This is a genomic window from Pseudomonas sp. GCEP-101, from assembly GCF_025133575.1.
Lineage (GTDB): Bacteria > Pseudomonadota > Gammaproteobacteria > Pseudomonadales > Pseudomonadaceae > Pseudomonas > Pseudomonas nitroreducens_B.
This window is the reverse complement of record NZ_CP104011.1, coordinates 5,347,033-5,372,615: the sequence shown is the minus strand read 5'-3', so window position 1 is coordinate 5,372,615 and position 25,583 is coordinate 5,347,033. Positions and strand designations below refer to the sequence as shown.

At 67.8% G+C, this 25,583-nt stretch carries 20 protein-coding genes; 15 read left to right on the top strand and 5 right to left on the bottom strand.

Features of this window, described 5'->3' with window-relative positions:
• Positions 1 to 3: 3 nt before the first annotated feature.
• The 3 genes from N0B71_RS24215 to N0B71_RS24205 are packed head-to-tail and all read right to left on the bottom strand — an operon-like array spanning position 4 to position 3,925.
• The gene (locus N0B71_RS24215; RefSeq protein WP_259755415.1) at positions 4 to 1,146 is read right to left on the bottom strand and encodes an ABC transporter permease; all 1,143 of its coding nucleotides are present in this window, start codon (positions 1,144 to 1,146) and stop codon (positions 4 to 6) included.
• Positions 1,143 to 2,924 carry an ATP-binding cassette domain-containing protein gene (locus N0B71_RS24210; RefSeq protein WP_259755414.1) on the bottom strand — a complete coding sequence of 594 codons (1,782 nt, stop codon included), beginning with the start codon at positions 2,922 to 2,924 and terminating at the stop codon, positions 1,143 to 1,145. The genes N0B71_RS24215 and N0B71_RS24210 overlap by 4 nt, the downstream gene beginning before the upstream one ends.
• Entirely contained in the window at positions 2,924 to 3,925 is a 1,002-nt protein-coding gene (locus N0B71_RS24205; RefSeq protein WP_259755413.1) for an HlyD family efflux transporter periplasmic adaptor subunit, read from the bottom strand. Before N0B71_RS24205 ends, N0B71_RS24210 begins: the two co-directional genes overlap by 1 nt.
• 653 nt (positions 3,926 to 4,578) lie before the next feature.
• On the opposite strand from N0B71_RS24205, the gene N0B71_RS24200 reads away from it, so the two are divergent.
• From N0B71_RS24200 to N0B71_RS24155, 10 genes are all read left to right on the top strand, one after another.
• The gene (locus N0B71_RS24200) at positions 4,579 to 4,947 is read left to right on the top strand and encodes a DUF3302 domain-containing protein (RefSeq protein WP_259755411.1); all 369 of its coding nucleotides are present in this window, start codon (positions 4,579 to 4,581) and stop codon (positions 4,945 to 4,947) included.
• 3 nt (positions 4,948 to 4,950) lie between these two features.
• Positions 4,951 to 5,910 carry an HlyD family secretion protein gene (locus N0B71_RS24195; protein ID WP_259755410.1) on the top strand — a complete coding sequence of 320 codons (960 nt, stop codon included), beginning with the start codon at positions 4,951 to 4,953 and terminating at the stop codon, positions 5,908 to 5,910.
• Between the two features lie 136 nt (positions 5,911 to 6,046).
• Complete coding sequence (locus N0B71_RS24190) at positions 6,047 to 6,718, top strand: DUF3313 domain-containing protein (RefSeq protein WP_259755409.1); 672 nt, start codon at positions 6,047 to 6,049, stop codon at positions 6,716 to 6,718.
• Positions 6,719 to 7,490: 772 nt separating this feature from the next.
• On the top strand, positions 7,491 to 8,471 hold the full coding sequence (locus N0B71_RS24185) for a quinone oxidoreductase family protein (RefSeq protein WP_259755408.1): 981 nt from the start codon (positions 7,491 to 7,493) through the stop codon (positions 8,469 to 8,471).
• A gap of 10 nt (positions 8,472 to 8,481) precedes the next feature.
• Complete coding sequence (locus N0B71_RS24180; RefSeq protein ID WP_259755407.1) at positions 8,482 to 9,330, top strand: TauD/TfdA dioxygenase family protein; 849 nt, start codon at positions 8,482 to 8,484, stop codon at positions 9,328 to 9,330.
• 44 nt (positions 9,331 to 9,374) lie between these two features.
• The gene (locus N0B71_RS24175; protein WP_259755406.1) at positions 9,375 to 10,427 is read left to right on the top strand and encodes a 3-keto-5-aminohexanoate cleavage protein; all 1,053 of its coding nucleotides are present in this window, start codon (positions 9,375 to 9,377) and stop codon (positions 10,425 to 10,427) included.
• A gap of 220 nt (positions 10,428 to 10,647) precedes the next feature.
• Positions 10,648 to 11,937 (top strand): MFS transporter, encoded by a 1,290-nt coding sequence (locus N0B71_RS24170; protein WP_259755405.1) that lies wholly within the window; start codon positions 10,648 to 10,650, stop codon positions 11,935 to 11,937.
• Complete coding sequence (locus N0B71_RS24165) at positions 11,937 to 12,602, top strand: DsbA family protein (protein WP_259755403.1); 666 nt, start codon at positions 11,937 to 11,939, stop codon at positions 12,600 to 12,602. Before N0B71_RS24170 ends, N0B71_RS24165 begins: the two co-directional genes overlap by 1 nt.
• Entirely contained in the window at positions 12,599 to 12,925 is a 327-nt protein-coding gene (locus N0B71_RS24160; RefSeq protein WP_259755402.1) for a Rieske (2Fe-2S) protein, read from the top strand. Before N0B71_RS24165 ends, N0B71_RS24160 begins: the two co-directional genes overlap by 4 nt.
• Positions 12,922 to 13,932 carry a YeiH family protein gene (locus N0B71_RS24155; RefSeq protein WP_259755401.1) on the top strand — a complete coding sequence of 337 codons (1,011 nt, stop codon included), beginning with the start codon at positions 12,922 to 12,924 and terminating at the stop codon, positions 13,930 to 13,932. Before N0B71_RS24160 ends, N0B71_RS24155 begins: the two co-directional genes overlap by 4 nt.
• Positions 13,933 to 14,804: 872 nt before the next feature.
• On the opposite strand, the gene N0B71_RS24150 is transcribed toward N0B71_RS24155, so the two are convergent.
• Positions 14,805 to 15,809: an AraC family transcriptional regulator gene (locus N0B71_RS24150; protein ID WP_259759670.1), complete on the bottom strand. Its 1,005-nt coding sequence runs from the start codon at positions 15,807 to 15,809 to the stop codon at positions 14,805 to 14,807.
• A gap of 342 nt (positions 15,810 to 16,151) precedes the next feature.
• On the opposite strand from N0B71_RS24150, the gene N0B71_RS24145 reads away from it, so the two are divergent.
• The 5 genes from N0B71_RS24145 (at position 16,152) to N0B71_RS24125 (ending at position 23,765) form a co-directional block, all read left to right on the top strand.
• Positions 16,152 to 16,718, top strand: coding sequence for an RBBP9/YdeN family alpha/beta hydrolase (locus tag N0B71_RS24145; protein ID WP_259755400.1), 567 nt, complete (start codon positions 16,152 to 16,154; stop codon positions 16,716 to 16,718).
• Positions 16,719 to 16,847: 129 nt separating this feature from the next.
• Positions 16,848 to 18,695, top strand: a complete 1,848-nt coding sequence (locus N0B71_RS24140; protein ID WP_259755399.1) for a DUF1302 domain-containing protein — start codon at positions 16,848 to 16,850, stop codon at positions 18,693 to 18,695.
• A 41-nt stretch (positions 18,696 to 18,736) separates the two neighbouring features.
• Entirely contained in the window at positions 18,737 to 20,095 is a 1,359-nt protein-coding gene (locus N0B71_RS24135; RefSeq protein ID WP_259755398.1) for a DUF1329 domain-containing protein, read from the top strand.
• Between the two features lie 98 nt (positions 20,096 to 20,193).
• On the top strand, positions 20,194 to 21,270 hold the full coding sequence (locus N0B71_RS24130; RefSeq protein WP_259755396.1) for a WD40/YVTN/BNR-like repeat-containing protein: 1,077 nt from the start codon (positions 20,194 to 20,196) through the stop codon (positions 21,268 to 21,270).
• A gap of 59 nt (positions 21,271 to 21,329) precedes the next feature.
• Positions 21,330 to 23,765: an efflux RND transporter permease subunit gene (locus N0B71_RS24125; protein ID WP_259755395.1), complete on the top strand. Its 2,436-nt coding sequence runs from the start codon at positions 21,330 to 21,332 to the stop codon at positions 23,763 to 23,765.
• Between the two features lie 892 nt (positions 23,766 to 24,657).
• Here the strand turns inward: N0B71_RS24125 and N0B71_RS24120 are convergent.
• Entirely contained in the window at positions 24,658 to 25,551 is an 894-nt protein-coding gene (locus tag N0B71_RS24120; RefSeq protein WP_259755393.1) for a LysR substrate-binding domain-containing protein, read from the bottom strand.
• Positions 25,552 to 25,583: the final 32 nt, after the last annotated feature.

Here is a 25,583-nt window from a genome sequence, read left to right as displayed (position 1 = left end):
AATTCAGTCCAGCCGCTTGCGCGTCACCATCCTCGCCAGGCCCAATAGGGCGACGGCGTAGGCGGCGAGGATGGCGCAGTTCTTGAGGATCATTGGCCAGAAGTCGCCGGCCAGGAACAGGGATTTCACCAGCTCCATGAAGTAGGTCGCCGGCAGCAGGTTGCCGATGATGCGAATGGCCGTGGGCACGTTGCGCAGGTCGAAGATGAAGCCCGACAGCATCATCGCCGGCAGGAAGCTGGCGAGCAGGGCGATCTGGCTGGCGAGGAACTGGTTCTTGGTCACCGCCGAGATCAGCAGGCCGATGCCCAGTGCCACCAGCATGTAGAGCATGGAGGCGATCACCAGCACGACGAAGGAACCGTACAGCGGCACGTCGAACAGGAAGCGCGCGGCGAGCAGGCACAGGGCGAGGCCGATCATGCCGATGCCGAAGCAGGGGATGATCTTCGCCAGGAGGATTTCCACCGGCCGCACCGGCGTGACGAACAGCGCCTCCAGCGTGCCGCGTTCCCATTCGCGGGCCATCACCAGGGCGGTGAGGAAGGCGCCGACCAGGGTCATGATCAGCACGATCAACCCCGGCACCAGGTACCAGGTACTGGTGTTGGCGGCGTTGAACCACATGCGCTGGACGATGGTGACCGCGCCGCGCTGGTCCATGGATTGCGCGCTGAGGCCGCCGCCGCGGTCGGCCTGCTTCTCGGCGTAGCTGGCCAGGGCGCTGCTGACGTAGGTGGAGACGCTGGCCGCGCGGGTGGCGTCCGAACCCTGCACCAGCACCTGGATCTGCGCGTTGCCCTCGTTCAGGCGGCGGCCGAAGTCGGCGGGGAACTGCACCAGAGCGTCCACCTCGCGGGCCTTCATCAGCGCCTCGCCCTCGGCGAAGGAGCGCACGAGGTGCGGTTCCAGGTACTCGCTGCGGCTGATCGTGGCGGCTACGTCGCGGGCCACGGGGGACGGGTCGTCGAGGACGACGGCGACGATGGCGCGCTTCACGTCCAGCGACAGGCCGTAGCCGAAGATCAGGATCAGCGCGATGGGCAGGCCGATGCCGATCAGCAGGTTGCTGCGGTCGCGCACCAGCTGCCGCACTTCCTTGCGGGTCAGCGAGGCGAGGCGTCGCCAGAAGCCGCCGGCGCTCATGCGGCACCTGTCTTGGCGTGCTGGTGGCTGCTATCGAGGCGGTTGCTTTCGACGATCTGGATGAACGCCTGCTCCATGTTCAGCGTGCTGCCCTTGCCGCCGGCCTGCTCGCGGACTTCCTGCGGGGTGCCCATGGCCAGCAGCTTGCCGGCGTCCTGGATGACGATGCGGTCGCAGTATTCGGCTTCTTCCATGAAGTGGGTGGTGATGATGATGGTGGTGCCCGACGCCGCCAGCGCCGTGATGCGCTGCCAGAAGCCGCGGCGGGCCAGCGGGTCGGCGCCGCTGGTGGGTTCGTCGAGGAAGAGGATTTCCGGCTCGTGGAGCAGGCCGACCGCCATCGCCAGGCGTTGCTTGAAGCCACCGGGCAATTGGCCGCTGGGCGCGTCCTCCTGGCCGGCGAGGTCGAATTGCCGCGACACCGCGTCCATCCGCTGGCTCAGGCGTTTTCCGCCCAGGCCGTAGGCGCCGCCGAAGAAGCGCAGGTTCTCGGCCACCGAGAGGTTGCCGTAGAGGGAGAACTTCTGCGACACGTAGCCGACCTTGCGCCGCGCCTGGGCCCGCGCGTGGCGCAGGTTGACCCCGGCCACCTGCAACGTGCCGCTGGTGGCCGGCAGCAGCCCGCAGAGCATGCGGAAGGTCGTGGTCTTGCCGGCGCCGTTGGGCCCGAGCAGGCCGAAGATTTCCCCGCGGCGCACGCTGAAACTGGTGCTGGCCACGGCCGTGAAGTCGCCGAACCTGCGCACCAGGTCCTTCACTTCGATCACCGCTTCGTCGCTGTTCTCGTGGCGGTGCGTGCCGGCCTTGAGGGATTCCATGTCCACCGCTTCGGCGTCGCTGCGCTCGCGCAGCAGGAACATGAAGCCGTCTTCCAGGCGCGCGTCTACCGGGCGGACCGGGGCGCCGTCGAGCAGCTTGTCCAGCACCGCCTGGTCCGCATCCGGCTGGCGGATGAAGCGCACCTCGCCGGACTGCGGCACCGCGTCGACGACGTTGTGGTGGTCCTCCAGCAAGCGCGCCTGCAGGGTGCGGGCGGGCTCGCCGGCGGGCGGCGTGGCGATGAAACAGAGGTGGTCGGCGTGCGCGCGGATCGACGCCGGGTCGCCTTGGGCCATCAGCTGGCCCTGGTGCAGCAGGAAGACTTCGGCGCAGCGCTCGGCCTCGTCCATGTAGGAGGTGGACACCAGCACGCTGAGCTGCTCCTGCGCGATCAGTTGCTGGATGATCTCCCACAGCTCGCGGCGCGACAGCGGGTCGACGCCCACCGTGGGCTCGTCGAGTAGCAGCAGGTCCGGCGAGCGCACCAGGGTGCAGGCCAGGCCGAGCTTCTGCTTCATGCCGCCGGAGAGCTTGCCCGCGGGGCGCTCGGTGAAGCGCGCCAGGTCGGTCATCTCCAGCAGGCGCTGGTAGCGCTCCCGGCGCTGCGTGGGTGGCACGCCATGGAGATCGGCATAGAGGTCGAGGTTCTCCTGCACGCTGAGGTCCTCGTAGAGGCCAAAGCGTTGCGGCATGTAGCTGATGCGGTCCTGCACCTGCTGCGGATGGGCGTGGACGTCCACGTCCAGCACCGTGAGCGTGCCGGCATCGGCTTGCAGCAGCCCTGCCACTAGGCGCAGGAAGGTGGTCTTACCGGCGCCGTCCGGGCCGACCAGCGCGGTGAGCTGGCCGCGGGGGATGTCCAGGCGGATGTCCTTGAGGGCCTGTACCGTCTTGCCCGACTCTTTCACCAGGAAGTGCTTGGCCAGGCCTTCCGCGCGGATTACCGGAGCCTCGGCCATCAGCGCGCCTCGTCGGCGAAGCGCACCGTGGCCGGCATGCCCAGGCGCAGGCGGTTGTCCGGGTCGGCCACCCGCACGCGCACCTCGTAGACGAGGCTGGTGCGCAACTCCTCGGTCTGAACCGACTTGGGCGTGAACTCGGCCACCGAGGAAATGAAGCCGACCTGGCCGTCGATGGCCTGGTCCGAGTGGCTGTCGGTGAACACCTGGGCCTTCATGCCGGGCTTGATGCGGCCCAGGTTGGTTTCGCTGACGTAGGCGCGGATCCATTTCGGGTCGGTCAGCGCCAGGGAGTACACCGGGCGCTGTGGCGAGGCCATGTCGCCGGGCTCCAGCAGGCGCGAACGCACGGTGGCGTTCTGCGGCGCCTTGAGGTCGGCCTCGTCGAGGTTGTGCTGCAGCAGCGCCAGGTCGGCGCGGGCAGCGGCGAGCTGGGCCTCGGCCTGGGCGATGTCTTCCGCACGCGGGCCGATCTGCGCCAGGCGCAGGGATTTCTGCCGGTCTTCCAGCTCGGCCTGGGCGACCTTCTGTTGCGAGGTGGCGCTGTCGATGTCCTGCTGGCTGACGGCGCGGCCCCCGGGGCTGTTGGCGCGGATGTTCTGCAGCCGGCGCAGCTGGGTCGTGGCCAGGTCGAGCTGGGCGCGGGCGGCCTTGTCCTGCGCCTTGGCGCGATCGATGTCCTCGGGGCGCGAGCCGTTCTTCAGGCGCAGCAGGTTCTGCTCCTGAGCGGCGATCTGCGCGCGGGCCTTGTCGACCTGCAGGCGCAGGGCGCGGGTATCGAGGCTGGCCAGCACATCGCCGGCTTTCACCACGTCACCTTCCTCGACATTCATCGTCGCGATGCGCTCGCTGCCGGTGAAGGCCAGCGACACCTGGCGGATGTCCACGTTGCCGTAGAGCACCAGGCGTTTGTCGCCACTCTCGCGGGACTGCAGGTACCACCACAGCCCGCCCCCCAGCAGCAGCGCGACGAGCGCCACCAGCACCAGCTTCTTCGGCATTGCCCCATCCCTGTTCCATGACAGCCCGGTGAAGGATAGACAGTGATTCGCCGCCAGACCTTGATGCAGGCCGCTACCCCGCGTCGCAGAGCCTGCCCTTTGTCGGCTGCCGCGCCGCTGCGCACGCCGCCTGTTAGCGTGGAGAGACATTCTCCAGCGCGACGGCGGCGTGGCGACCCTTGCCGCCTTCGCCATCGTCGGCGTGCTGGCGCTGGTGGTGGCGCGGGTGATCCTGGCGCGGGCCGGCTAGCGGAGGGCGGAGTGGGTGCGGTTCGCGAGCAAGCTCGCTCCTACAGGTCAGGCGTGCGGCTCTTCGTAGGAGCGAGCTTGCTCGCGAACCCGCCCAGCTCCATTCACGCCGGTTGACACCGGCTAGGCGTGGTCATGGCCGCTTTCCGGCTTCCGGCTGCAGGTTTTCCCAGGGGCGACTCCCTCCGGCCCTGCCACCGAAAGCGAAAATTCCCCGGCAGAGCCTGCACATACCGGAGCTAGAGCCTCCCACGCATCTGTCGGAACGACCGCCCGAATTCCCCGCGTGATCGGGCTGCATCCCCCGTCATACGGACGTTTCGACGATCGTGCAGATTGCCATGGATCAACCATACTCAGGCAACTCGCTCCGGCGTTGTGCTCGGGGGATCTAGGAGGGCGGGATGCTTGACTATTTTGCGCTGGGGGTACTGATCTTCGTCGGATTGGTATTGTTCTACGGGATCATCGTGCTGCACGACATTCCCTACGAGATCGCGGTACACCGTAATCATCCCCACCAGGACGCGATCCACGCGGCCGGCTGGGTGAGCCTGTTCACGCTGCATGCGCTGTGGCCGTTCCTGTGGATCTGGGCCATGTTGTACCGCGAGGACCGGGGCTGGGGCTTCCACCACGGCAAGACGCCGGCGCAGGAGGCCGAGTACCTGGAGCAGCAACTGGCCGAGCTCCGCCAGCGCCTGGACGTGCTGGAGGGCCGCACCGGCGCGCCCGCCGCACCGGCAACCACTCAACCGGGCGGGGAGGGCTGAGCCATGGACCTGTTGCTGATCCTCACCTATGCCGCCATCTGCATCGCCATCTTCAAGATCTTCCGCATCCCGCTGAACAAGTGGACCGTGCCCACCGCCGTGCTCGGCGGGGTGATCATCATCGGCGCGCTGATCTTCACCATGAACTACAACCACCCGTACTCCGAGGTGGCGCGTACTTACTTCGTCACCACGCCGGTGATCCCGGTGGTCACCGGGCAGGTGGTGGAAGTGCCGGTGAAGGGCAACGAGATGATCGAGAAGGGCGCGGTGCTGTTCCGCATCGATCCCAAACCCTTCCAGCTGAAGCTGGACTCGATCAAGGCGCAGCTGGTGTCGGCGCGCGCCGACCAGGCCCGCGCCCGCGAGCTGGCCGTGCGCAACGTCGGCAACAAGCGCGACGTCGACCTGACCACCGCCCGCGTGGACGACCTCACGGCGCAGCAGGGCCTGGCCCAGTTCGAGCTGGACAACACCGTGGTGCGTGCGCCGTCGCGCGGCTTCGTCACCCACGTGTCGTTGCGCCCGGGCATGATGGCGACCCGGCTGCCGCTGCGCCCGTCGATGGTCTTCGTGCCGGAAGAGGGGCCGTACTTCACCGCGTGGATGCGCCAGAACAGCCAGTTGCGCCTGAGCGTAGGCGACGAGGCCGAGGTGGCGTTCGATGGCATCCCTGGCGAGGTCTTCGCCGGCAAGGTCAAGCAGGTCATCGCGGTGATCGGCGAGGGCCAGGTGCAGCCGTCGGGCACGCTGATCAGCTACAGCGGCTCGCCACCGCCGGGGCGGGTGCCGGTGATCATCGAGATCACCGACCCGAAATTCGCCCCCTACGCCTCGCTGATGCCCGGTGGCGCCTATGGCCAGGCGGCGCTCTACAGCGAGCATTTCCACCATGTGGCGATCATGCGCAAGATCCTCCTGCGCATGGCGGCCTGGATGAACTACATCTTCCCGTTCCACTGATGGCGAGCATTGCGGCGCCCCCACCGGGGCGCCAGCGTGCGGGCGCTCGCCGGCACGCGAAACGACACGGGGGAGGGGGTAGCGCAGTCTCCTGCCGTACAACCTGGCGACATCGATATCTCAACCGGAGAACCCTATGAAGTCCTATGTCGCGTTGTTGTCCCTGCTGCTGTTGCCATTGCTGCAAGGCTGCGCGGAAAAGCAGGTCCAGCCGGAGGAATACTCCGGCTTCCTGTATGACTACTCCCGTCTCACCGAGCAGGAAAACGCCTCGGGCAACAAGGTGCTGGCCTGGGTCGATCCCACGCTGAACCTGATGAACTACCGCAGCATCCTCATCGAGCGTTCGCAGTTCTACCCCGCGCCCAAGGCCACCGAGCAGCTCTCGCAGGCGACCATGACGCAGATCACCGACTACTACGACAAGGCGCTGCGCCGCGAGCTGGGCCAGGTGCTGCAGGTGGTCGACAAGCCCGGCCCGGGCACCCTGGTGCTGCGCCCGGCGATCACCGCGGTGAGCAGCCACACCCAGTCGCTCAAGCCCTATGAGGTGATCCCGATCGCCCTGATCGCCGCCGGCGTCAGCACCGCCACCGGCATCCGCGACCAGGACACCCAGATCGGCACCGAAGCCGCGATTCTCGACGGCCCCTCCAGCCGCGTGGTCGCCCAGGTGGTGCGCAAGGGCACCGGGCACGCGCTGGAAAACGACACCCAGGCCATGACCGCCGGCGACTTCAAGGGCGTGCTCGACGGCTGGGCCCGTGATATGCGCCTGACCTACAGCAAATTGCGCGAGCTGAAGTAGGCCACCTGTGAAGGGGAAGGGCTGCCAATTGGCGGCCCTTTTACTTTTGCACCTACGACCACTGCCCGCCGGTTTTGAGCGAGCTTTTTACCTTGGTACTGGCTGTGCTGCAGAAGCAACTGCCTTTCTTTGAGAGTTCGTGCCGGTGATTTCCCTCTCCCTAACCCTCTCCCTGAAGGGAGAGGGGACCGTACGGTGCAGGTTGAAACCAGGACGTCAGCCGGCACGAACAGCTCCCTCTCCCTTCGGAGCGGGGCGCGTAGCCAGGGCGGGGGAGAGGGGAGCCCCAGCACAGTAGTTCCAGGTAGGAGCGGACCTTGTCCGCGAAGTCTGGGCGGCGGCTGCGGAGCGTCAGGCGAAACCAACGAATAGTCCCGCAGGCCGGACGCCGGCCCTGCCGGCGGATCGCGGGCATGGCCCGCTCCTACAGGGAAACACCGTTGCATGAGGGTCATCGCAGGCTGCTGACAACGTAGGAGCGGACCTTGTCCGCGAAGTCCTCCGCGGCGGCCCGCAAGGCGACCGGGGAAAGCCGGTGGCGTGCGCTGGCGGGACAGAGACGCCGGCCCTGCCGGCGGATCGCGGGCATGGCCCGCTTCTGCGGTGGAACTCTGCGTCCAGCCCGCGCCGTACCGGCCCTGTCATGAAATGAAAAGCCCCTGTCGCACGATGTGAAGCTTCCCGACCGGCCCCTGCCTATTGTCCGCTCAAAGGCGCTTGCCCGCTCCAAACGAAAGCGCCCACGACAACAAGACAACTGGAGATTCCGGCCATGGCTAAAGCCGTTCGTTTCTATGAAACAGGGGGACCCGACGTCCTGCGTTACGAGGACGTGGAGGTCGGCGAGCCCGGCCCGGGGCAAGTGCGCATTCGCCATGTGGCGGTGGGCCTGAACTATGCCGACACCTACTTCCGCAATGGCACCTACGCCGTCCCGCTGCCCAGCGGCATGGGCGTGGAAGCCGCCGGCGTGGTGGTGGCGGTGGGCGAGGGCGTGACCAACGTGGTGCCCGGCGACCGCGTGACCTACACCGGCTTCATCAACACCCTCGGCGCCTACAGCACCGAGCGCCTGGTGCCGGCGGCGCCGCTGATCCGCCTGCCGGAGAACATCGCCTTCGAAACCGCCGCCGCCATGACCATGCGCGGCCTGACCTCGGCCTACCTGCTGCGCCGCATCCACGACTTCAAGCCGGGCCAGAGCATCCTGCTGCATGCCGCTGCCGGCGGTGTCGGGCTGATCGTCTCGCAGTGGGCCAAGCTTCTCGGCCTGCGTGTGATCGGCACCGTCTCCAGCGACGCCAAGGCCGAGATCGCCTTCGCCCACGGCTGCGAGCACGTCATCAACTACAGCCGGGAAGGCGTTGCCGAGCGGGTGCGCGAGCTGACCGACGGCCGGGGCGTGGACGTGGTCTTCGACAGCGTCGGCAAGGACACCTTCATGACTTCCCTGGAGTCGCTCAAGCGCCGTGGCCTGATGGTCTGCGTCGGCACCGCGTCCGGCCCGATCCCGCCGTTCGACCCGGTGCTGCTGGCGATGAAGGGCTCGATCTTCCTCACTCGCCCGGCCCTGGCCGACTACATCGCCGACCCGGCGGAGAAGGCGGCGCTGCTGGACGAGCTGTTCACCCACGTGGGCAACGGCGACATCCGCATCGAGATCAACCAGCACTACGCGCTGGCGGACGCCGTGCAAGCCCACCGCGACCTCGAGTCGCGCAAGACCACCGGCTCGTCGATCTTCGTCATCTGAGGGCGCCGCCATGCACGTAGAACGTCTGACCTGCAGCATCGGCGCCGAAATCTCCGGGGTGAACCTGGGCGACGCCTCCCGCGACGAAGGACTGTTCGCCGAACTGCGCGAGCTGTTGCTCAAGCACAAGGTGCTGTTCCTGCGTGACCAGGACATCAGCCGCGCCGAGCACGTGGCCTTCGCCCGTCGCTTCGGCGAGCTGGAAGACCACCCGGTGGCCGGCAGCGACCCGGAGCATCCGGGCCTGGTGCGCATCTACAAGACCCCGGACCTGCCCAACGACCGCTACGAGAACGCCTGGCACACCGACGCCACCTGGCGCGAGGCGCCGCCCATGGGCTGCGTCCTGCGCTGCGTGGAATGCCCGCCGGTGGGCGGCGACACCATGTGGGCGAACATGGCCCTGGCCTACGAGATGCTCCCGCCGGAGATCAAGGAGCGCATCGCCAAGCTGCGCGCGCGCCACAGCATCGAGGCCAGCTTCGGCGCGGCCATGCCCATCGACAAGCGCCTGGCGCTCAAGGCGCTGTACCCCGACGCCGAGCACCCGGTGGTGCGTACCCATCCGGAAACCGGCGAGAAGGTGCTGTTCGTCAACGCCTTCACCACCCACTTCACCAACTACCACACCCCGCAGAACGTGCGCTTCGGCCAGGACGCCAACCCCGGCGCGGCCGACCTGCTGCGCTACCTGGTGAGCCAGGTGTACATCCCCGAATTCCAGGTGCGCTGGCGCTGGAAGAAGAACGACGTGGCGATCTGGGACAACCGCTGTACCCAGCACTACGCGGTGATGGACTACCCGCCCTGCGTGCGCCGCATGGAGCGCGCCGGAATCATCGGCGACAAGCCTTTCTGACCCTCTGCACCCAGAGCCCGACAAGAACAATTACGGAGACCGACATGCAATTCTTCGACGATTCGCTGCACCCCGAGAACCAGGACAAGGTGGTCATCACCACCGCTCCCTACGGCCCGGAATGGATGCCCGAGGACTTCCCCGAGGACATCCCGGTGACCATGGACGAGCAGGTCCAGAAGGCCGTCGACTGCTACGAAGCCGGCGCCACCGTGCTCCACCTGCACGTGCGCGAGCTGGACGGCAAGGGTTCCAAGCGCCTGTCCAAGTTCAACGAGCTGATCGCCGGCGTGCGCGAGGCCGTGCCGGACATGATCATCCAGGTCGGCGGCTCGATTTCCTTCGCCCCCGAAAGCGACGGCGAAGCCGCCAAGTGGCTGTCCGACGACACCCGCCACATGCTCGCCGAGCTGACGCCCAAGCCCGACCAGGTGACCGTGGCGATCAACACCACGCAGATGAACATCATGGAGTTGCTCTACCCGGAGTACCTCAAGGGCACCTCCCTGGAAAACCCGCTGTACCAGGCGGCCTACAGCGAGATGACCGTGCCGGCCGGCCCGGCCTGGGTCGAGGAGCACTTGAAGCGCCTGCAGGCCGCCGGCATCCAGCCGCATTTCCAGCTGACCGGCATGCACGCCCTGGAGACCCTCGAGCGCCTGGTGCGCAAGGGCGTCTACAAGGGCCCGCTGAACCTGACCTGGATCGGCATCGGCGGCGGCTTCGACGGCCCCAACCCGTTCAACTTCATGAACTTCGTGCACCGCGCACCGGACGGCGCCACCGTCACCGCCGAGTCGCTGCTCAAGAACGTCCTGCCGTTCAACATGATGGCGATGGCCATGGGGCTGCACCCGCGTTGCGGCATCGAGGACACCATCATCGGCCAGCACGGCCAGCGCATGACCTCGGTGGAGCAGATCCAGCAGTGCGTCCGCGTCGCCCACGAGCTGGGCCGCGAGGTCGCCAACGGCAAGGAAGCGCGCGCCATCTACAAGATCGGCGTGCAGTACGACAGCGTCGAGCAAACCCTGCGCATGAACGGCATGGCGCCCAACCGCCAGCCGGGCCAGAAGTCCGTCCCGCTTCGCGCGTGACAGATTGGCTGTAGCCAGAGACGGCTGATAACGGCCCTCTCCCCAGCCCTGGCTGCGCGCCCCGCTCCGAAGGGAGAGGGAGCTGTCCGTGCCGGCCGACGCGAAGGTTTCCTCCTGCGCCGAACGGTCCCCTCTCCCTTCAGGGAAAGGGTTAGGGAGAGGGGCTGATCCACAACCCAAAACAACAAGAATCCACCCACTCACCCGGAGAGCTAGCACCATGGCCATCCACTCCGTCGCCCTGGGCGACATCCCTGCCACCGTGCCCAGCGTGCCGCGCCGCTACGCCTGGGTGGTGTTCGCCCTGACCTTCGGCCTGTTGATCTCCGATTACATGTCGCGCCAGGTGCTCAATGCCGTCTTCCCGCTGCTCAAGGTCGAATGGGCCCTGAGCGATGCGCAGCTCGGTCTGCTCAGCGGCATCGTCGCGGTGATGGTCGGCCTGCTGACGTTCCCGCTGTCACTGCTCGCCGACCGCTGGGGGCGCGTGCGCAGCCTGGCGCTGATGGCCATGCTCTGGAGCCTCGCCACCCTCGGCTGCGCCGTGGCGCAGACCTTCCCGCAGATGTTCGCCGCGCGCTTCTTCGTCGGCGTCGGCGAGGCCGCCTACGGCAGCGTCGGCATCGCCGTGGTCATCTCGGTCTTCCCGGCGCACCTGCGCGCCACCCTGACCGGCGCCTTCATGGCCGGCGGGATGTTCGGCTCGGTGCTGGGCATGGGCCTGGGCGGCGTGCTCGCCGCGCACCTGGGCTGGCGTTGGGCCTTCGCCGGCATGGCGCTGTTCGGCCTGCTGCTGGCGCTGCTCTACCCGCTGGTGGTGAGCGAGAAGCGCATTGCCCCGGTGGCCGCCGCCGAGGCGCCGCGCCAGGCCGGCGGCCGCTCGCTGCGCAGCCTGTTCGGTAGCCGCTCGGTGATCGCCGCGTACCTGGGCAGCGGCCTGCAGCTGTTCGTCGCCGCCGCGGTGATGGTATGGATCCCCAGCTACCTGAACCGCTACTACCACCTGGACACCGGCAAGGCCGGGATGATCTCCGCGGTCATCGTGCTGGTCGGCGGCAGCGGCATGGTGCTCTGCGGCATCCTCTGCGACCGCCTGGGGCGCAGCGACCCGCCGCGCAAGATCATCCTCGCCATCGGTTTCTGCCTGGCCAGCTGCCTGCTGCTGTCGGTGGCCTTCCACCTGCCGCCGGGCACCGCGCAACTGAGCCTGATCGCCCTGGGCATGCTGGTCGCCGCCGGCACCTCCGGGCCGTCCGGCGCCATGGTCGCCAACCTCACCGCGCCGGCCGTGCACGGCACCGCCTTCGCCACCCTGACCCTGGCCAACAACCTGCTGGGCCTGGCGCCCGGCCCGCTGCTCACCGGCGTGCTGGCCGACCACCTCGGCCTGGACCGCGCCTTCCAACTGGTCCCGCTGCTGAGCATTCTCGCCGCGCTGGTCTTCCTCTACGCCCGGCGTCACTACCACCGCGATATCCGCTGCCTGCGCGGCGAAGAGGAGGGCGCGTGATGCCGACTCTCAACCTCGACATGACCTTCGACTTCATCTGCCCCTGGTGCCTGATCGGCAAGCGCAACCTCGACGTCGCGTTGCGCCTGCTGGCTCGCCAGCGCCCCGAGCTGCACGTGCGGGTGAACTGGCTCGGCCTGCAACTGCTGCCGCAGATTTCCCTGGACGGCGAGCCCTTCGCCGAGTTCTACCAGCGCCGCCTGGGCGGCAAGCGCGCCGTGCGGGCGCGCATGGGTGAGGTGCGCCGCGCGGCCGAGGCCGCCAAGGTCGACCTGGACCTCGAACGCATCCTCACCATGCCCAACACCACCTACGCGCACCGGGTGTTCCAGCGGGCGGTGCACGTGGGCAGCGACAACCAGAAGGAACAGCTGCTGGAGATGATCTTCCGCGCGCACTTCCAGCTGGGCGAGGACATCGGCAACCGCGACACCCTGCGTCGCCTGCTGCGCGCCTGCGATTTCAACGCCGCCGATTTCGACGACGCCCTGGCCGATGGCGCCCGGCAGTTCATCGGCCGCCGCGTGGCGCTGGCCGATTCCAGCGTGCCGATGTTCCTCCTCGAAGGCCGCGCCTTCGCCCTCGGCGGGCAGAGCCCGGAGCAGCTCCTGGCGGCCCTTTATCGAGCGATGGATCGCCAGCACCCGGAGGCGATCCCGGCATGAGCTGCTCGATCCGTATTCCCGCCGAACGCCTGCCGGCGCGCGGTGGGCGCAGTCTGATCCATCACGACAAAGGCATCATCCTGCTGTTCGATGTCGACGGCGAACTGCACGCCATCGACGACCGTTGCCCCCACGCCGGCGCCTCGCTGTTCAGTGGGCGCCTGGACGGCCGCTGGCTGCAGTGCCCGGCCCACGGTTTGCGTTTCGACCTCGCCACGGGTTGCCCCGCCGGTATCAAGGGCTTCGGCCTGAAGCGCTACGAGATCGAGTGGCGCGCCGATGCCTGCTACGTGGTGGCGGCGCGGCAGGAGGTGCCGGCATGACCACGCTGACCCTCACCGCCCTTGGCTCGCGCAGCCGAACCCTGCTGCCCGGCCTGCTGGTCAGCGCCATGGTGGCTGCCGCCGCGACCTTTCTCTCCGAGCACTACGGCGCGCCGGTGATGCTGTTCGCGCTGCTGCTTGGGCTGGCGATGAACTTCCTCTCCGCCGACAGCGTGTGCAAGGCCGGCATCGAATTCACCGCCCGCGAAATCCTGCGCCTGGGCGTGGCGCTGCTGGGCATCCGCATCACCTTCGGGCAGATCGCCGAGCTGGGCTGGCAGCCGGTGATCATGGTGGTGGTGCTGGTGACGGTGACCATCCTGGTGTCCATCGCCGCGGCCCGCGCCATGGGCTTCAACTTCCTCTTCGGGCTGCTCACCGGTGGCGCCACCGCCATCTGCGGCGCCTCGGCGGCGCTGGCGCTGGCAGCGGCCCTGCCGGCCCACACGCAGAAGGAAAAGGCCACGCTGTTCACCGTGCTCGGGGTGTCGGCGCTGTCGACCCTGGCGATGATCCTCTACCCGATGATCGTCAAGGCGCTGGGCCTGCCGCCGTTGCAGGCGGGCATCTTCCTTGGCGGCACCATCCACGACGTGGCCCAGGTGGTGGGAGCCGGCTACAGCATTTCCAAGGAAGTCGGCGACAGCGCCACGGTGGTCAAGCTGATGCGCGTGGCGATGCTGCTGCCGGTGATCCTCTGCGCGGCGATGATCACCCGCGCCCGCGGCGTGGAGCCGGGCGACAAGCGTCCGCCACTGCTGCCGTGGTTCGCCGTGGGCTTCGTGCTGCTGGCGGCGGTGAACAGCACCGGTTACCTGCCGCCGGCGGTACAGCTGGCGGGCGGCAAGCTCTCGCAGTGGTGCCTGGTGATCGCCATCGCGGCGCTGGGCATGAAGACCCAGCTGCGCGCGCTGGCGACGGTGGGGATCAAGCCGATCCTGCTGATGCTGGGGGAGACGGCGTTCCTGGCGGTGCTGGTGCTGGGGATGTTGCGCTTCGCCGGTTGATTCGGGCGTGGCCGGTGACGATCGCGAACGCCGTACGCTCCTGCGCGCGGATCGGCGTTTCGGTTTACACCGGAATTACGGTGGAGCACGAACGTAGGATGGCGTGGAGCGTAGCGATACCCATCGATGTCCGTGCGCTCTACGTACCGGCGCCGACCTGTAGGAGCGGGCCATGCCCGCGATCCGCCGGCAGGGCCGGCGCTTGCTCTGGCTGCGACTTTTCAGGCGTGCTGCTTCAGCTTGATTGTCTCCGCGTCGCTTCTGCGTGCGCCTGGACGCTGTGTTTCGCCCCCTCGGGCGAGTCACTTTGCCAAACGACGCAAAGTAACCAAAGGTCTTGCCCCATCATCCGGCCCCGGCTTCGCCGGGGTTCCCTCGCTCCATCGCAGTTCCAGGGGCACGCCGCGACGGGCCATCCCTGGCCCATCGCGGCTCTCGCGGCATCCATGCCGCTCAACCCCTGGAACTCCGATTCCTCTCGGCCTCCTGGACGGGGCATCCGGCGCGTGCGGATGTTTCTCTGGAAACCTTCAAGAGCCAAAGCCAAAGCCAAAGTGGCACGCGCGCTCTTGTAGGAGCGGAGCTTCTCCGCGATTCGCCGCTGGCGATGGGCGCCGGTGTATTCGGTCTGCGTCAGATTCCGCCGCGACGGACTTCGCGGACAAGGTCCGCTCCTACGCTATCCCGGGCGCTGGCACCAACCTGTAGGAGCGGGCCATGCCCGCGATCCGCCGGCAGGGCCGGCGTTTCGGGTGGGTTCGCGAGCAATAACGATGGCGTCCCCCTCGCTCCTGCGAAGAGCACACCGAAGTTCACCTTGTAGGAGCGAGCTTGCTCGCGAACCGCACGGCACCGTTCCTCTCAGGAGGCACTCACTCCGTCTCCCTCCCCAGATGCTCCTTGCGCCACGCCGCCGGCGACATGCCGTATTGCACGGCGAACCAGCGGGTGAAGGAGCTGGGCATCGAATACCCCAGCAGGTCGGCGATGCGTCCCAGGGAATAGCGGGGGTTTTCCATGTAGCGCAGTACCAGTTCGCGCCGGACCTCGTTGATCAGGTCGGAGAAGGTCACGCCGTTGTCCTCCAGCCGCCGTTGCAGCGTGCGCACGTTCAGCCCCAGCGACTGGGCGATCTGCTCGATGGTCGCGCGCCCCATGGGCAGCAGCAGGTAGATGGACTTGCGCACCTCGTTCAGCGTGCTGCCGTCGGTGGCGCCGGGCAGGGAGTCGACGAAGCTGCGCGCGTGCCGGGCCATGGCCGGGTCGGCCATGGGGTTGGCGGCGTCGAGGTCGGCGGCGGGGATGACGATGCCGTTGAACTCGCTGCCGAATTCGATCTTGCAACCGAACAACCGGCGATGCACCTGCAGGTCCGCCGGGGCGTCGTGGCTGAAGTTCACGCTGACCGGCCGCCAGTGCGGGCCGAGGAGGGCGGCGCAGAGCCGGTAGAGGGTCCCCAGGGCCAGCTCCAGGCCCTGGCGCATGGGCATCGGCGGCACCGTGAGGAGTTCTTCGCGCAGGATCGCCAGCTTGCCTTCCTGGTCCACGTACAGCGCCAGGGATTCGTTGAGCAGGTGGCGGTAGCGGATGATGGTGTCCATCGCCTCGCGCAGGGTCGCCTGGTGCGACAGCAGCAGGCTGATCACGCCGAAATCGGCGAGCTGGCGCGATTCGGCCATGCGCAGGCCGAAGGTTTCGCAACCGCTGATGCGCGCCGATTCCTCCAGCAGGGTCACCGCGGTGGAAACGGGGATGCGCTGCTCCGGGTGCTCGAGCATGGATTGGGAAAGGCCCACCGCGCTCAGTTGCTGCTGCGGGTTGAGGCCCAGGTGTCGGGCCACTTCCAGGTAGTTGGTGAGGGCCGCAATGCGAACCATGGGGGTCATGCGGGAATCGCCTTCTTGTTCTTGTGGGGCTCCGCGCCGGCAGGGTCCGGGGACGCCTGGCGAGGGGAGTGCACGCTGCTGGGTCGATGACCTCTGATTCTAGCGACAGCTGTAACCAATCGTGTACGAAAGTTCTCACTTCGGCCAGTGCCTGCGCCGCTCTGGAATGCGCCGTGCGTTCCGCTACGCCCGAACGCCATGGGCACGGCGGGACAGCAGGCTGGCCGGGGCCTGTCACCAAATGCGAAGTACCTGACGCTCAATGCAAAGCACTGCCACCGGTGCGGCTCTACTGTCTGTCCAACAAGTTCGAAATCACCCAAAGGTGAACCGGTGAGCCACAACAATTCCTCCACCACCGTCCTCCTGGTCCCCGGCCTGCGCGACCACGTCGCCGAGCACTGGCAGACGCTGCTCCAGCAGCGCCTGCCCAATGTCCGCTGCGTACCGCCGCTGACCGAGAACAAGCTGGACCTGGACGCCCGCGTCGAGGCCATCCAGCGCGAGCTGCAGAGCATCGACGGCGAGGTGATCCTGGTCGCCCACAGCGCCGGTGTGCTGATGGTCGCCCACTGGGCGGCGCGCTACAGCCGGCCGATCAAGGGTGCGCTGCTGGCCACTCCGCCGGACCTGGACGGCGACTGGCCGGCCCATTACCCCAAGCCCGAGGTGCTGGCCGAGATGGGCTGGGCGCCGCTGCCGCTGGAGCCGCTGCCATTCCCGGCGCTGGTGGCCTGCAGCGACAACGACCCGCTGGCGACGCCCGAAGCCGTGCAGCGCATGGCCCGCCACTGGCGAGCCAGCGTGGTGGAGCTGGGCCGCGTCGGCCATCTCAACCCGGCCTCCGGATACGGCGACTGGCCCCAGGCCGACGAGCTGATCCAGCTGCTGGATACCTGATCCAACCGAGCAACCTCCGGCTCCGGCGTTCGCGCCGGGGCAGGCCCCCGTGCGCTCCGGCGCAGGGGGGAGGGGCCGCGGGACGGGCCCGGAAAGCGTCCCGACCACAACAAGAAACGGAGCACGAGAATGCATCATCAGAGCAACCCGCACCGCCCCCTGCAACGCTGCCTGCTGGCGAGCGCAGTCCTCGCCGCCATGGCCGGCCAGCCGCTGCAGGCCTTCGAGCTGGACACCGGCAACCCGGACCTGTCGATCCGCTTCGACAACACCGTCAAGCTCAGCTATGGACAGCGCGTCGAGTCGCGCAACAGCAAGATCGCCGGCACCGCCAACACCAACGACGGCGACCGCAACTTCTCCTCCGGCAGCCCGGTGACCCAGCGCTTCGACCTGCTCAGCGAGCTGGACTTCGTCTACCGCGACAGCATGGGCTTCCGCCTGTCCGCCGCCGGCTGGTACGACCATGCCTACGATGATGTCGGCTCGGCCAATCCGTTCCCCGGCCAGAAAGGCAATGCCGGCCACCTGGTCAGCCGCAACGGCACGGTCATCGCCCCGCGCGGCGCGCAGCCGGCCACCCACGGCCTGAGCAACTTCGCCGACCGCTACTACAACGGCCCGTCCGGCGAGCTGCTCGATGCCTTCGTCTTCGCCAGCCACCAGGTCGGCGACGACATGCAGCTCAGCGGCAAGCTCGGCCGCCACACCATCTACTGGGGCGAGACCCTGTTCAGCGCCGCCAACGGCATCAACTACGGCCAGTCGGCCCTGGACCTGGGCAAGCTGTACAACGTGCCCGGCACCGAGGCGAAGGAGCTGTTCATGCCGCGCAACCAGCTATCCGCCTCGCTGACGGTGAACCCCGAGCTGACCCTGGCCGCGCAGTACTTCCTCGAGTTCGAGAATTCGCGTTTCCCCGAAGGCGGCACCTACATGGGCCCCTACGACATGCTCAACGACGGCGGCAACGTCTTCTGGCTGCCGCTGCCGGCGCAGAACGCCTTCTACGGCGCGCCGCGCGGCCACGACCGCGAGCCGGACAACACCGGCGACTTCGGCCTGATGGCCAAGTGGAGCCCGGAATGGCTCGACGGCACCCTGGGCTTCTACTACCGCAAGACCTCCGACACCCTGCCGGCAGTGCTGGTGAATGCGCCGAACCTGCACAAGCCGGGCCTCGCCGGCCTGCAGGGGATGAACTACGTCACCGCCTACGCCGACGACATCGACATCTACGGCATCAGCCTGTCCAAGGAAGTCGGCGGCGTCAGCGTCGGCATGGACCTGAACTACCGCGAGAACATGCCGCTGGCAAGCAACTTCACCACGGTCAACCCGACGCTCTATGCCGCGGCCAAGCGCGGCGCGATCAACGGCGCCAACCTGATCGGCGAGATGCCCAGCGACGGCGACACCGGCCTTGCCCGCGGCAAGACCTTCCACGTCGTGCTCAACGGCCTGGTGACCTTCGGCGCCACCCCGCTGTGGGACGCCTCGTCGCTGGCGGTGGAAGGCACCCTGACGCACCTGGTGGACGTCACCGAAGGCCAGCAGACCTTCAAGGGCGACTCCAGTTACCACGGCGTCGACAAGGTCACCACCAACGCCTACGCCATGTCCGCCAACTTCACCCCGACCTGGTACCAGGCCTTCCCCGGCGTCGACCTGTCCATGCCCATGTCCTACAACGTCGGCCTGCACGGCAACTCGGCGGTGCAGCTGGGCGGCAACGAAGACGCGGGCAGCTACTCGGTCGGCGTGGCCGCGGACTTCCACCAGAAATACCGCCTGGACCTGAAATACGTCGACGCCTTCGGCCCCTTCGATACCTGCGAGAGCGGCCGCGACAACAACACCCCCGGCGCCAACGGCCAGTACCAGTGCATCCCCGGCCAGATCACCTCGCAGGCGGGCCTTGCGCCCCTGCTGAAGGACCGCGGCATGGTCACCGCATCCCTGAAGGCCACTTTCTGATTTCACCCCAGGCTTCGCCCACGAAGCAGGAGAAACACAGCATGAACTTCAAACCCACCCTGATCGCCACTGCCCTCGGCCTGTCCCTCTGCGGCCTGGCCCAGGCTGCCGTTTCCCCGCAGGATGCCGCCCAGCTCGGCAGCACCCTGACCCTGGTCGGCGCCGAGAAAGCCGCCAGCAGCGATGGCTCGATTCCCGCCTACGCCGGCGGCCTGACCACCGCCCCGGCCAGCTTCAAGGCCGGCGACAGCATGCGCCCGGACCCGTTCGCCAGCGACAAGCCGGTGCTGGTGATCGACGGCAAGAACGTCGAGCAGTACAAGAACGAGCTGTCGGCCACCACCGTCGAGCTGGCCAAGCGTTATCCGACCTTCCGCGTCGACGTCTACCCGACCCACCGCAGCGCCGCGCTGCCGGACACCGTGCTGGAGAACAGCAGGAAGAACGCCGTCACCGCGCAATCCCTGGAGGGCGGCACCGCCATCGACAACGCGCTGCCGGGCGTGCCGTTCCCGATTCCGAAGACCGGCGCCGAGGCCATGTGGAACTTCCTGCTGCGCTACCAGGGGGTGAACATCAAGGCCAAGTACGACTCCTGGAACGTCGATGCCTCGGGCAGCGCCAACCTCGCCACCACCGGCCAGGCCTTCATCAACTACCCGGTGTACGAGGACCTCACCCAGCCGGTGAAAGGCTCCGAGGTCTACTACCAGATGAAGCTGTACTACAGCGGCCCGGCCCGCCGCGCCGGCGAGGCGATGATGCTCAAGGACGCCGCCAACCCGCTGCAGCAGCCGCGCCGCGCCTGGCAGTACCTGCCCGGCCAGCGCCGCGTGAAGCTGGCGCCGAACCTCGCCTACGACACCCCCAACCCCGGCATGGCCGGCGCCGGCACCTACGATGACGTGTTCGTCTTCAACGGCGCGCTGGACCGCTACGACTGGAAGCTGGTGGGCAAGCAGGAAATGATCGTGCCCTACAACACCTACCGCCTGACCTACGCCAGCGACATCAAGCCGGTGGTCACGCCCAACCACCTGGCGCCCGACTACGTGCGCTGGGAAAAACACCGCGTGTGGGTCGTCGAAGGCACCCTGAAGTCCGGCGCGCGGCACATCTACGCCAAGCGCCGCTTCTACCTCGACGAAGACAGCTGGGTGGCCCTGGCCTCTGACCAGTACGACGCTCGTGGCCAGCTCTATCGCGGCTCCTTCGCCTTCCTCAGCCAGAGCTACGACAAGCGCATCCCGGACGCCACGCCGTTCATGATCTACGACCTGACCGCCGGCTCCTACAACATCAACGGCGTCGTCGGCCCGTACGGCGGCATCAGCTACATCGACCCCCTGGCCAAGACCCAGTGGTCCCCCGAGGCGCTGGCCGGCAGCGGCATTCGCTGACCCAGGGCGCGGCGGCCCCCGCATGCAGCGCGGGCCGCCGCGGTTCCTGCGGCGAAAGCGGCAGGAAACGATGCGAAGAGAGTTGTGAGGAAAGCTTCATGCAGATCCCCTTCAAGCGCCTGCTGATCCTGGGCGCCTTGCTGCTGGCGGGCGGCGCCCAGGCCGGTGAGAAGGCCGAGACCTTCGTCGACGTACTCGACCAGCCGGCGCCCCACAGCGCCAACCCCTCCCGCGCGCCGCTGCTGGCCGTCACCCGCGCCGACAAGCGCCTGGTGAGCGTCGGCCCGCGCGGCCACATTCTCTATTCCGACGATGGCGGCACCAGCTGGCGCCAGGCCGAGGTGCCGGTCAGCTCCGACCTCACCGCCGTGCGCTTCCCCACGCCGCAGGACGGCTGGGCGGTCGGCCACGACGGCGTGGTGCTGCACAGCGCCGACGGCGGCCAGCACTGGGAGCGCCAGCTCGACGGCCGGCAGGTCGGCCAGGTGATGCTCGACTACTACGCCGCCCACCCGCAGCCGGACAACGCCACCTGGCTGGACCAGGCGCGCCGGTACCAGGAGGAGGGCGCCGACAAGCCGTTCCTCGACCTGTGGTTCCGCGATGCCAACGAAGGCTTCGTGATCGGCGCGTTCAACCTGATCCTGCACACCCGCGACGGCGGCCGTACCTGGGAGCCGTGGAACCATCGCATCGACAACCCGCAGGCACTGCACCTGACCGCCATGGCGGCCAGCGGCGACGACCTATTCATCGTTGGCGAGCAGGGCCTGTTGCTGCGCCTGGACCGGCAACAGGAAGACCCGCAGCAGCGCTTCGTCGCCCTGCAGTCGCCCTATGCCGGCAGCTTCTTCGGCGTGATCGCGCAACCCGGCCTGATCTTCGCCTACGGCCTGCGCGGCCATGCGATCCGCAGCCTCGACAACGGCGCGAGCTGGAGCGCGGTGGACACCGGCCTGCCGGTCAGCCTGACCGCCGCCAGCCTCGACGCCAACGGTCGGCTGTACCTGTTCAGCCAGGCCGGCCAGGGCCTGGTCAGCGACGACCGTGGCGCCAGCTTCAAGCCCCTGGAGCTGGCCGAGCGCCTGCCCGTCAGCGGCGCGGTGGCCGGCCCCGGCCGCCTGTTGCTGGTGGGTGCCCGCGGCGTGCGCGAGAACGCCATGCCGGTGCGCTGAGCGCAGCGGCGCGCCACCGGTTCAAGACTCATAAGAACAAGAGATAGAGAGACAGCCTCATGGTCGACCTGAAGCAAGGCGAGATGCCTGTAGTCCGCGAACTGCGGGACTTTGACACCCACAGCGGGAACCTGCTGGAGCGCCTGGTGTTCAACCACCGCGCGCTGTTCATCGCCCTGATCGCGCTGGTCACCGTGGTGCTGGGCTACATGGCCGTGACGCGCCTGGAGATGCGCCCGGCGTTCGAGAAGATGATCCCCCACGGCGACCCGTACATCCGCAACTACCTGGACAACCGCGCCGCCCTGCGCGGCCTGGGCAACTCGGTGCGGGTGGTGGTGGAAAATCCCACGGGCGACATCTTCGACCCGGCCTACCTCGCCAACCTGCGGCAGATCAGCGACCAGCTGTTCCTCAGCCACGGCGTCGACCGCGCCTGGATGAAGTCGCTGTGGTTGCCGGCGGTGCGCTGGACCGAGGTCACCGAGGAAGGCTTCCAGGGCGGCCCGGTGATGCCCGACGGCTACGACGGCAAGCCCGAATCCATCGGGCAACTGCGCCAGAACATCGCCCGCGCCGGCATCGTCGGCAGCCTGGTGGGCAACGACTTCCGCTCCAGCATGCTGGTGGTGCCGCTGCTGGACCGCGACTCGGCCACCGGCAAGGGCATCGACTACCGCGAATTCTCCCGCGCCCTCGACGACCTGCGGCTGAAGTACGAATACCTGGGCGACGAGCGCGCCTTCGCCGCCGGCGAGGAGGGCAAGGGCCCGGTGCGCCTGCACGTGATCGGCTTCGCCAAGCTGGTGGGCGACCTGATCGACGGCCTGGTGCGGGTGATGTTCTTCTTCGGCCTGGCGGTGGTCACCGCCTTCGTCATCATCCTCTTCTATACCCGCTGCCTGCGCAGCAGCCTGCTGGTGATCGGTTGCTCGCTGCTGGCCGTGGTCTGGCAACTCGGCCTGGTGGCCTGGCTGGGCTACGCGCTGGACCCATACTCGATCCTGGTGCCGTTCCTGATCTTCGCCATCGGCGTGTCCCACGCCACCCAGAAGATGAACGGCATCATGCAGGACATCGGCCGCGGCACCCACAAGCAGGTCGCCGCGCGCAACACCTTCCGCCGCCTGTTCCTGGCCGGCGTCACCGCGCTGCTGTCCGATGCCGTGGGCTTTGCCGTGCTGATGCTGATCGACATCCCGGTCATCCAGGACCTGGCCATCGCCGCCAGTATCGGCGTGGCGGTGCTGATCTTCACCTCGCTGCTGATGATGCCGGTGGCGCTGTCCTACGTCGGCGTCAGCCCGAAGGCCGCCGCCCGCGCCCTGCGCGAGGACCGCCAGGCGGACCAGCATGTCGGCCTGGGCAAGCTGTGGGACCTGCTGGACCGCTTCACCCAGCGCCGCTGGGCCGGCGTCACCCTGATCATCGCCGCGCTGCTGGGCGCCGGCGGCCTGCTGGTCAGCCAGCACCTGCAGATCGGCGACCTCGACGCCGGCGCCCCGGAGCTGCGCGCGGACTCGCGCTACAACCGCGACAACGCCTACATCACCAGCCACTACGCGCTCTCCAGCGACCTCTTCGCGGTGATGGTGAAGACCGCGCCGGAAGGCTGCCTGAACTACCGCACGCTGATCCTCGCCGACCGCCTGGGCTGGGCACTGCAACAGCATGAGGGCGTGCAGGCGACCACCTCGCTGGTCAACGCCGTGCGGCAGATCACTGCCGGCACCTACGAGGGCAACCCCAAGTTCGCCAGCCTGCAGCGCAACCAGGACGTGCTCAACTACGCCGCCCAGCAGGCCTCGGTGAACACCCCGGAGCTGTTCAACACCGAATGCTCGCTGATGCCGGTGATCGCCTTCCTCAAGGACCACAAGGCGCAGACCCTGGATGAAGTGGCCGGCATCGCCGAGACCTTCGCCCGCGCCAACAGCACGCCGGAGCGCCAGTTCCTGCTGGCCGCCGGCAGCGCCGGGATCGAAGCGGCGACCAACCGCGTGGTGCGCGAGGCCAACCACCGCATGCTGTTCTACGTCTACGCCGCGGTGGGCATCTTCTGCCTGATCACCTTCCGCAGCTGGCGCGCGACCCTGGTGGCGCTGCTGCCGCTGGTGCTCACCTCGATCCTCTGCGAAGCGCTGATGGTGATGATGGGCATCGGCGTGAAGGTCGCCACGCTGCCGGTGATCGCGCTGGGCGTGGGCATCGGGGTGGACTACGCGTTGTACCTGCTCAGCGTGCAGCTGCAACTGCAGCGTGCCGGGTTGCCGTTGTCGGTCGCCTACCAGCAGGCCGTGGCCTTTACCGGCAAGGTGGTCGCGCTGGTCGGCGTGACCCTGGCGGCGGGCGTCATCACCTGGGCCTGGTCGCCGATCAAGTTCCAGGCGGACATGGGCATCCTGCTGACCTTCATGTTCCTCTGGAACATGCTGGGGGCGCTGATCCTGATTCCGGCGCTGTCGCATTTCCTGCTGGGCGGGAAGAAGCTCTGAGCGCGAATGCCGTGCCCCTGTAGGAGCGGGCCACGCCCGCGAACCGCCGGCGGGGCCGGCGGCTGTTCTGGCACCGATGTTGCCGGCCTGCTGCGTCAGGTGGGGCAATTGAGCGCCGATGACCGCAACGGCGGATAACGCTGACGCGTTATGCGCCCTACGGACTGCGGTGTGCGGTTCGCGAGCAAGCTCGCTCCTACAGGGTGTCGCGATCCGGCTCTTTGTAGGAGCGAGCTTGCTCGCGAACCGCATGATGCACATGTTGCCGTGTAGGAGCGGGCCACGCCCGCGATCCGCCGGCAGGGCCGGCGCATACCACCTGGCCGCTTCGACGGGAGTGTTCCAGCAACGCTTCGGCGTGCGCGTGGGCTTCGTGTTTCGCCCCCTCGGGCGAGTCACTTCGGAAAGACCCAAAGTAACCAAAGGTCTTGCCCGGGACATCCGGTTTTTCGCTTAGGCGAAAAATACCCTCGTTGAAGCGAAGTTTCAGGGGCACGCTGCAAAGGGCCATCCCTGGCCCATCGCAGCTCTCGCGACATCCCTGTCGCTCAACCCCTGAAACTTCGCTTCCACTCGGCCTCCTGAACGGGGCATTCGGAGCGCGCGGATGTTTCTCTGGAAGCCCTCTGAGAGTGAAGGGCGAAAAATAGTTGGGGGAGCGAACTCGCGAATCTCGCCGATGTTCCGTTGTAGGAGCGGGCCATGCCCGCGATCCGCCGGCAGGGCCGGCGTTTCGTACCGGTCGGTACCTGACGGTAAACACCGCATCAACCTGCAGGAGCGCCCCGTGGGCGCGATCGCGGGCATGGCCCGCTCCTACAGGGAAATATCGTGCCCGATAGGAGCGGACTCCGTCCGCGATCGCGTCCAGAGCGCAGAGGACTCCCCGGCATCAATCAAACGCCGGAATCGCCTCCAGCTCATGCAGCAGCCAATCCGCGAACTCCCGCGCCAACGCCTGGTTGCCGTGGGGCGGGATGATCAGGAAGTAGGGGTGGGGCGCCGGGAAGTCGATGTCGAACAGGCGCACCAGCCGCCCCTGGTGCAGCTCTTCGCCGGCCAGGATGTGGTCGCTGATGGTCACGCCGCCGCCGGCCAGGGCGGCGCGGATGGTCAGGTAGGCGTCGGGCAGGAAGACGTTCTGCCGCGCCTGCAAGCCGGGCACGCCGGCGGCGAGGAAGTAGCGGTTCCAGTCGAAGCCGTCGTCTTCGTGCAGCAGGACCTGGCGCGCCAGATCGCGGGGTTTGCGCAGGTGTTCCTGGGTGTTGAGCAGGCGCGGGCTGCACACCGGGAAGTAGCGGATGTCGCCCAGCGCGGCGAAGCGCTGGCCTTCGATGTGCGTCTCGCCGAAGGAGATCACCATGTCCACCTCGCCCAGGTCGCTGGTCATCGGCAGCAGGTGCAGGGCGACTTCCTGGTAGTTGCGCAGGAATTTTTCCAGCAGCGATGACACCCGCGCCAGCAGCGCCGGGGCGCAGGCGATGCGCAGCTCGCCGGCCGGCTCCTCGGTGGGCAGGGCGCGGCGGATGTCGCGCAGCTGGTCGAAGGCGCTGCTGATCTGCTGGCTCAGCTGGCGCCCGGCCGGAGTCAGCTTGACGCCCTTGCCCTGGCGCTCCATCAGTGCCACGCCCAGCTCCTCTTCCAGCTTCTTCACCTGGTGGCTGACCGCCCCGTGGGTGACGTGCAGCTCCAGCGCGGCGCGGCTGATGCTGCCCTGCCGCACCAGTGCCTCGAAAGCGCGCAGGGCGATGAGAGACGGCAGGCGAAACGCACTGTTCTGACGCATGAGGGGCCTTTTTTCGTGAATTTGACTAACGA

Coding starts and splice junctions, on each gene's coding strand:
- N0B71_RS24200 (WP_259755411.1), top strand. CDS start 4,579: ATGCTTGACTATTTTGCGCTGGGGGTACTGATCTTCGTCGGATTGGTA.
- N0B71_RS24175 (WP_259755406.1), top strand. CDS start 9,375: ATGCAATTCTTCGACGATTCGCTGCACCCCGAGAACCAGGACAAGGTG.
- N0B71_RS24195 (WP_259755410.1), top strand. CDS start 4,951: ATGGACCTGTTGCTGATCCTCACCTATGCCGCCATCTGCATCGCCATC.
- N0B71_RS24130 (WP_259755396.1), top strand. CDS start 20,194: ATGCAGATCCCCTTCAAGCGCCTGCTGATCCTGGGCGCCTTGCTGCTG.
- N0B71_RS24150 (WP_259759670.1), bottom strand. CDS start 15,809: ATGGTTCGCATTGCGGCCCTCACCAACTACCTGGAAGTGGCCCGACAC.
- N0B71_RS24180 (WP_259755407.1), top strand. CDS start 8,482: ATGCACGTAGAACGTCTGACCTGCAGCATCGGCGCCGAAATCTCCGGG.
- N0B71_RS24165 (WP_259755403.1), top strand. CDS start 11,937: ATGCCGACTCTCAACCTCGACATGACCTTCGACTTCATCTGCCCCTGG.
- N0B71_RS24125 (WP_259755395.1), top strand. CDS start 21,330: ATGGTCGACCTGAAGCAAGGCGAGATGCCTGTAGTCCGCGAACTGCGG.
- N0B71_RS24155 (WP_259755401.1), top strand. CDS start 12,922: ATGACCACGCTGACCCTCACCGCCCTTGGCTCGCGCAGCCGAACCCTG.
- N0B71_RS24215 (WP_259755415.1), bottom strand. CDS start 1,146: ATGAGCGCCGGCGGCTTCTGGCGACGCCTCGCCTCGCTGACCCGCAAG.
- N0B71_RS24190 (WP_259755409.1), top strand. CDS start 6,047: ATGAAGTCCTATGTCGCGTTGTTGTCCCTGCTGCTGTTGCCATTGCTG.
- N0B71_RS24210 (WP_259755414.1), bottom strand. CDS start 2,924: ATGGCCGAGGCTCCGGTAATCCGCGCGGAAGGCCTGGCCAAGCACTTC.
- N0B71_RS24185 (WP_259755408.1), top strand. CDS start 7,491: ATGGCTAAAGCCGTTCGTTTCTATGAAACAGGGGGACCCGACGTCCTG.
- N0B71_RS24120 (WP_259755393.1), bottom strand. CDS start 25,551: ATGCGTCAGAACAGTGCGTTTCGCCTGCCGTCTCTCATCGCCCTGCGC.
- N0B71_RS24140 (WP_259755399.1), top strand. CDS start 16,848: ATGCATCATCAGAGCAACCCGCACCGCCCCCTGCAACGCTGCCTGCTG.
- N0B71_RS24135 (WP_259755398.1), top strand. CDS start 18,737: ATGAACTTCAAACCCACCCTGATCGCCACTGCCCTCGGCCTGTCCCTC.
- N0B71_RS24205 (WP_259755413.1), bottom strand. CDS start 3,925: ATGCCGAAGAAGCTGGTGCTGGTGGCGCTCGTCGCGCTGCTGCTGGGG.
- N0B71_RS24170 (WP_259755405.1), top strand. CDS start 10,648: ATGGCCATCCACTCCGTCGCCCTGGGCGACATCCCTGCCACCGTGCCC.
- N0B71_RS24160 (WP_259755402.1), top strand. CDS start 12,599: ATGAGCTGCTCGATCCGTATTCCCGCCGAACGCCTGCCGGCGCGCGGT.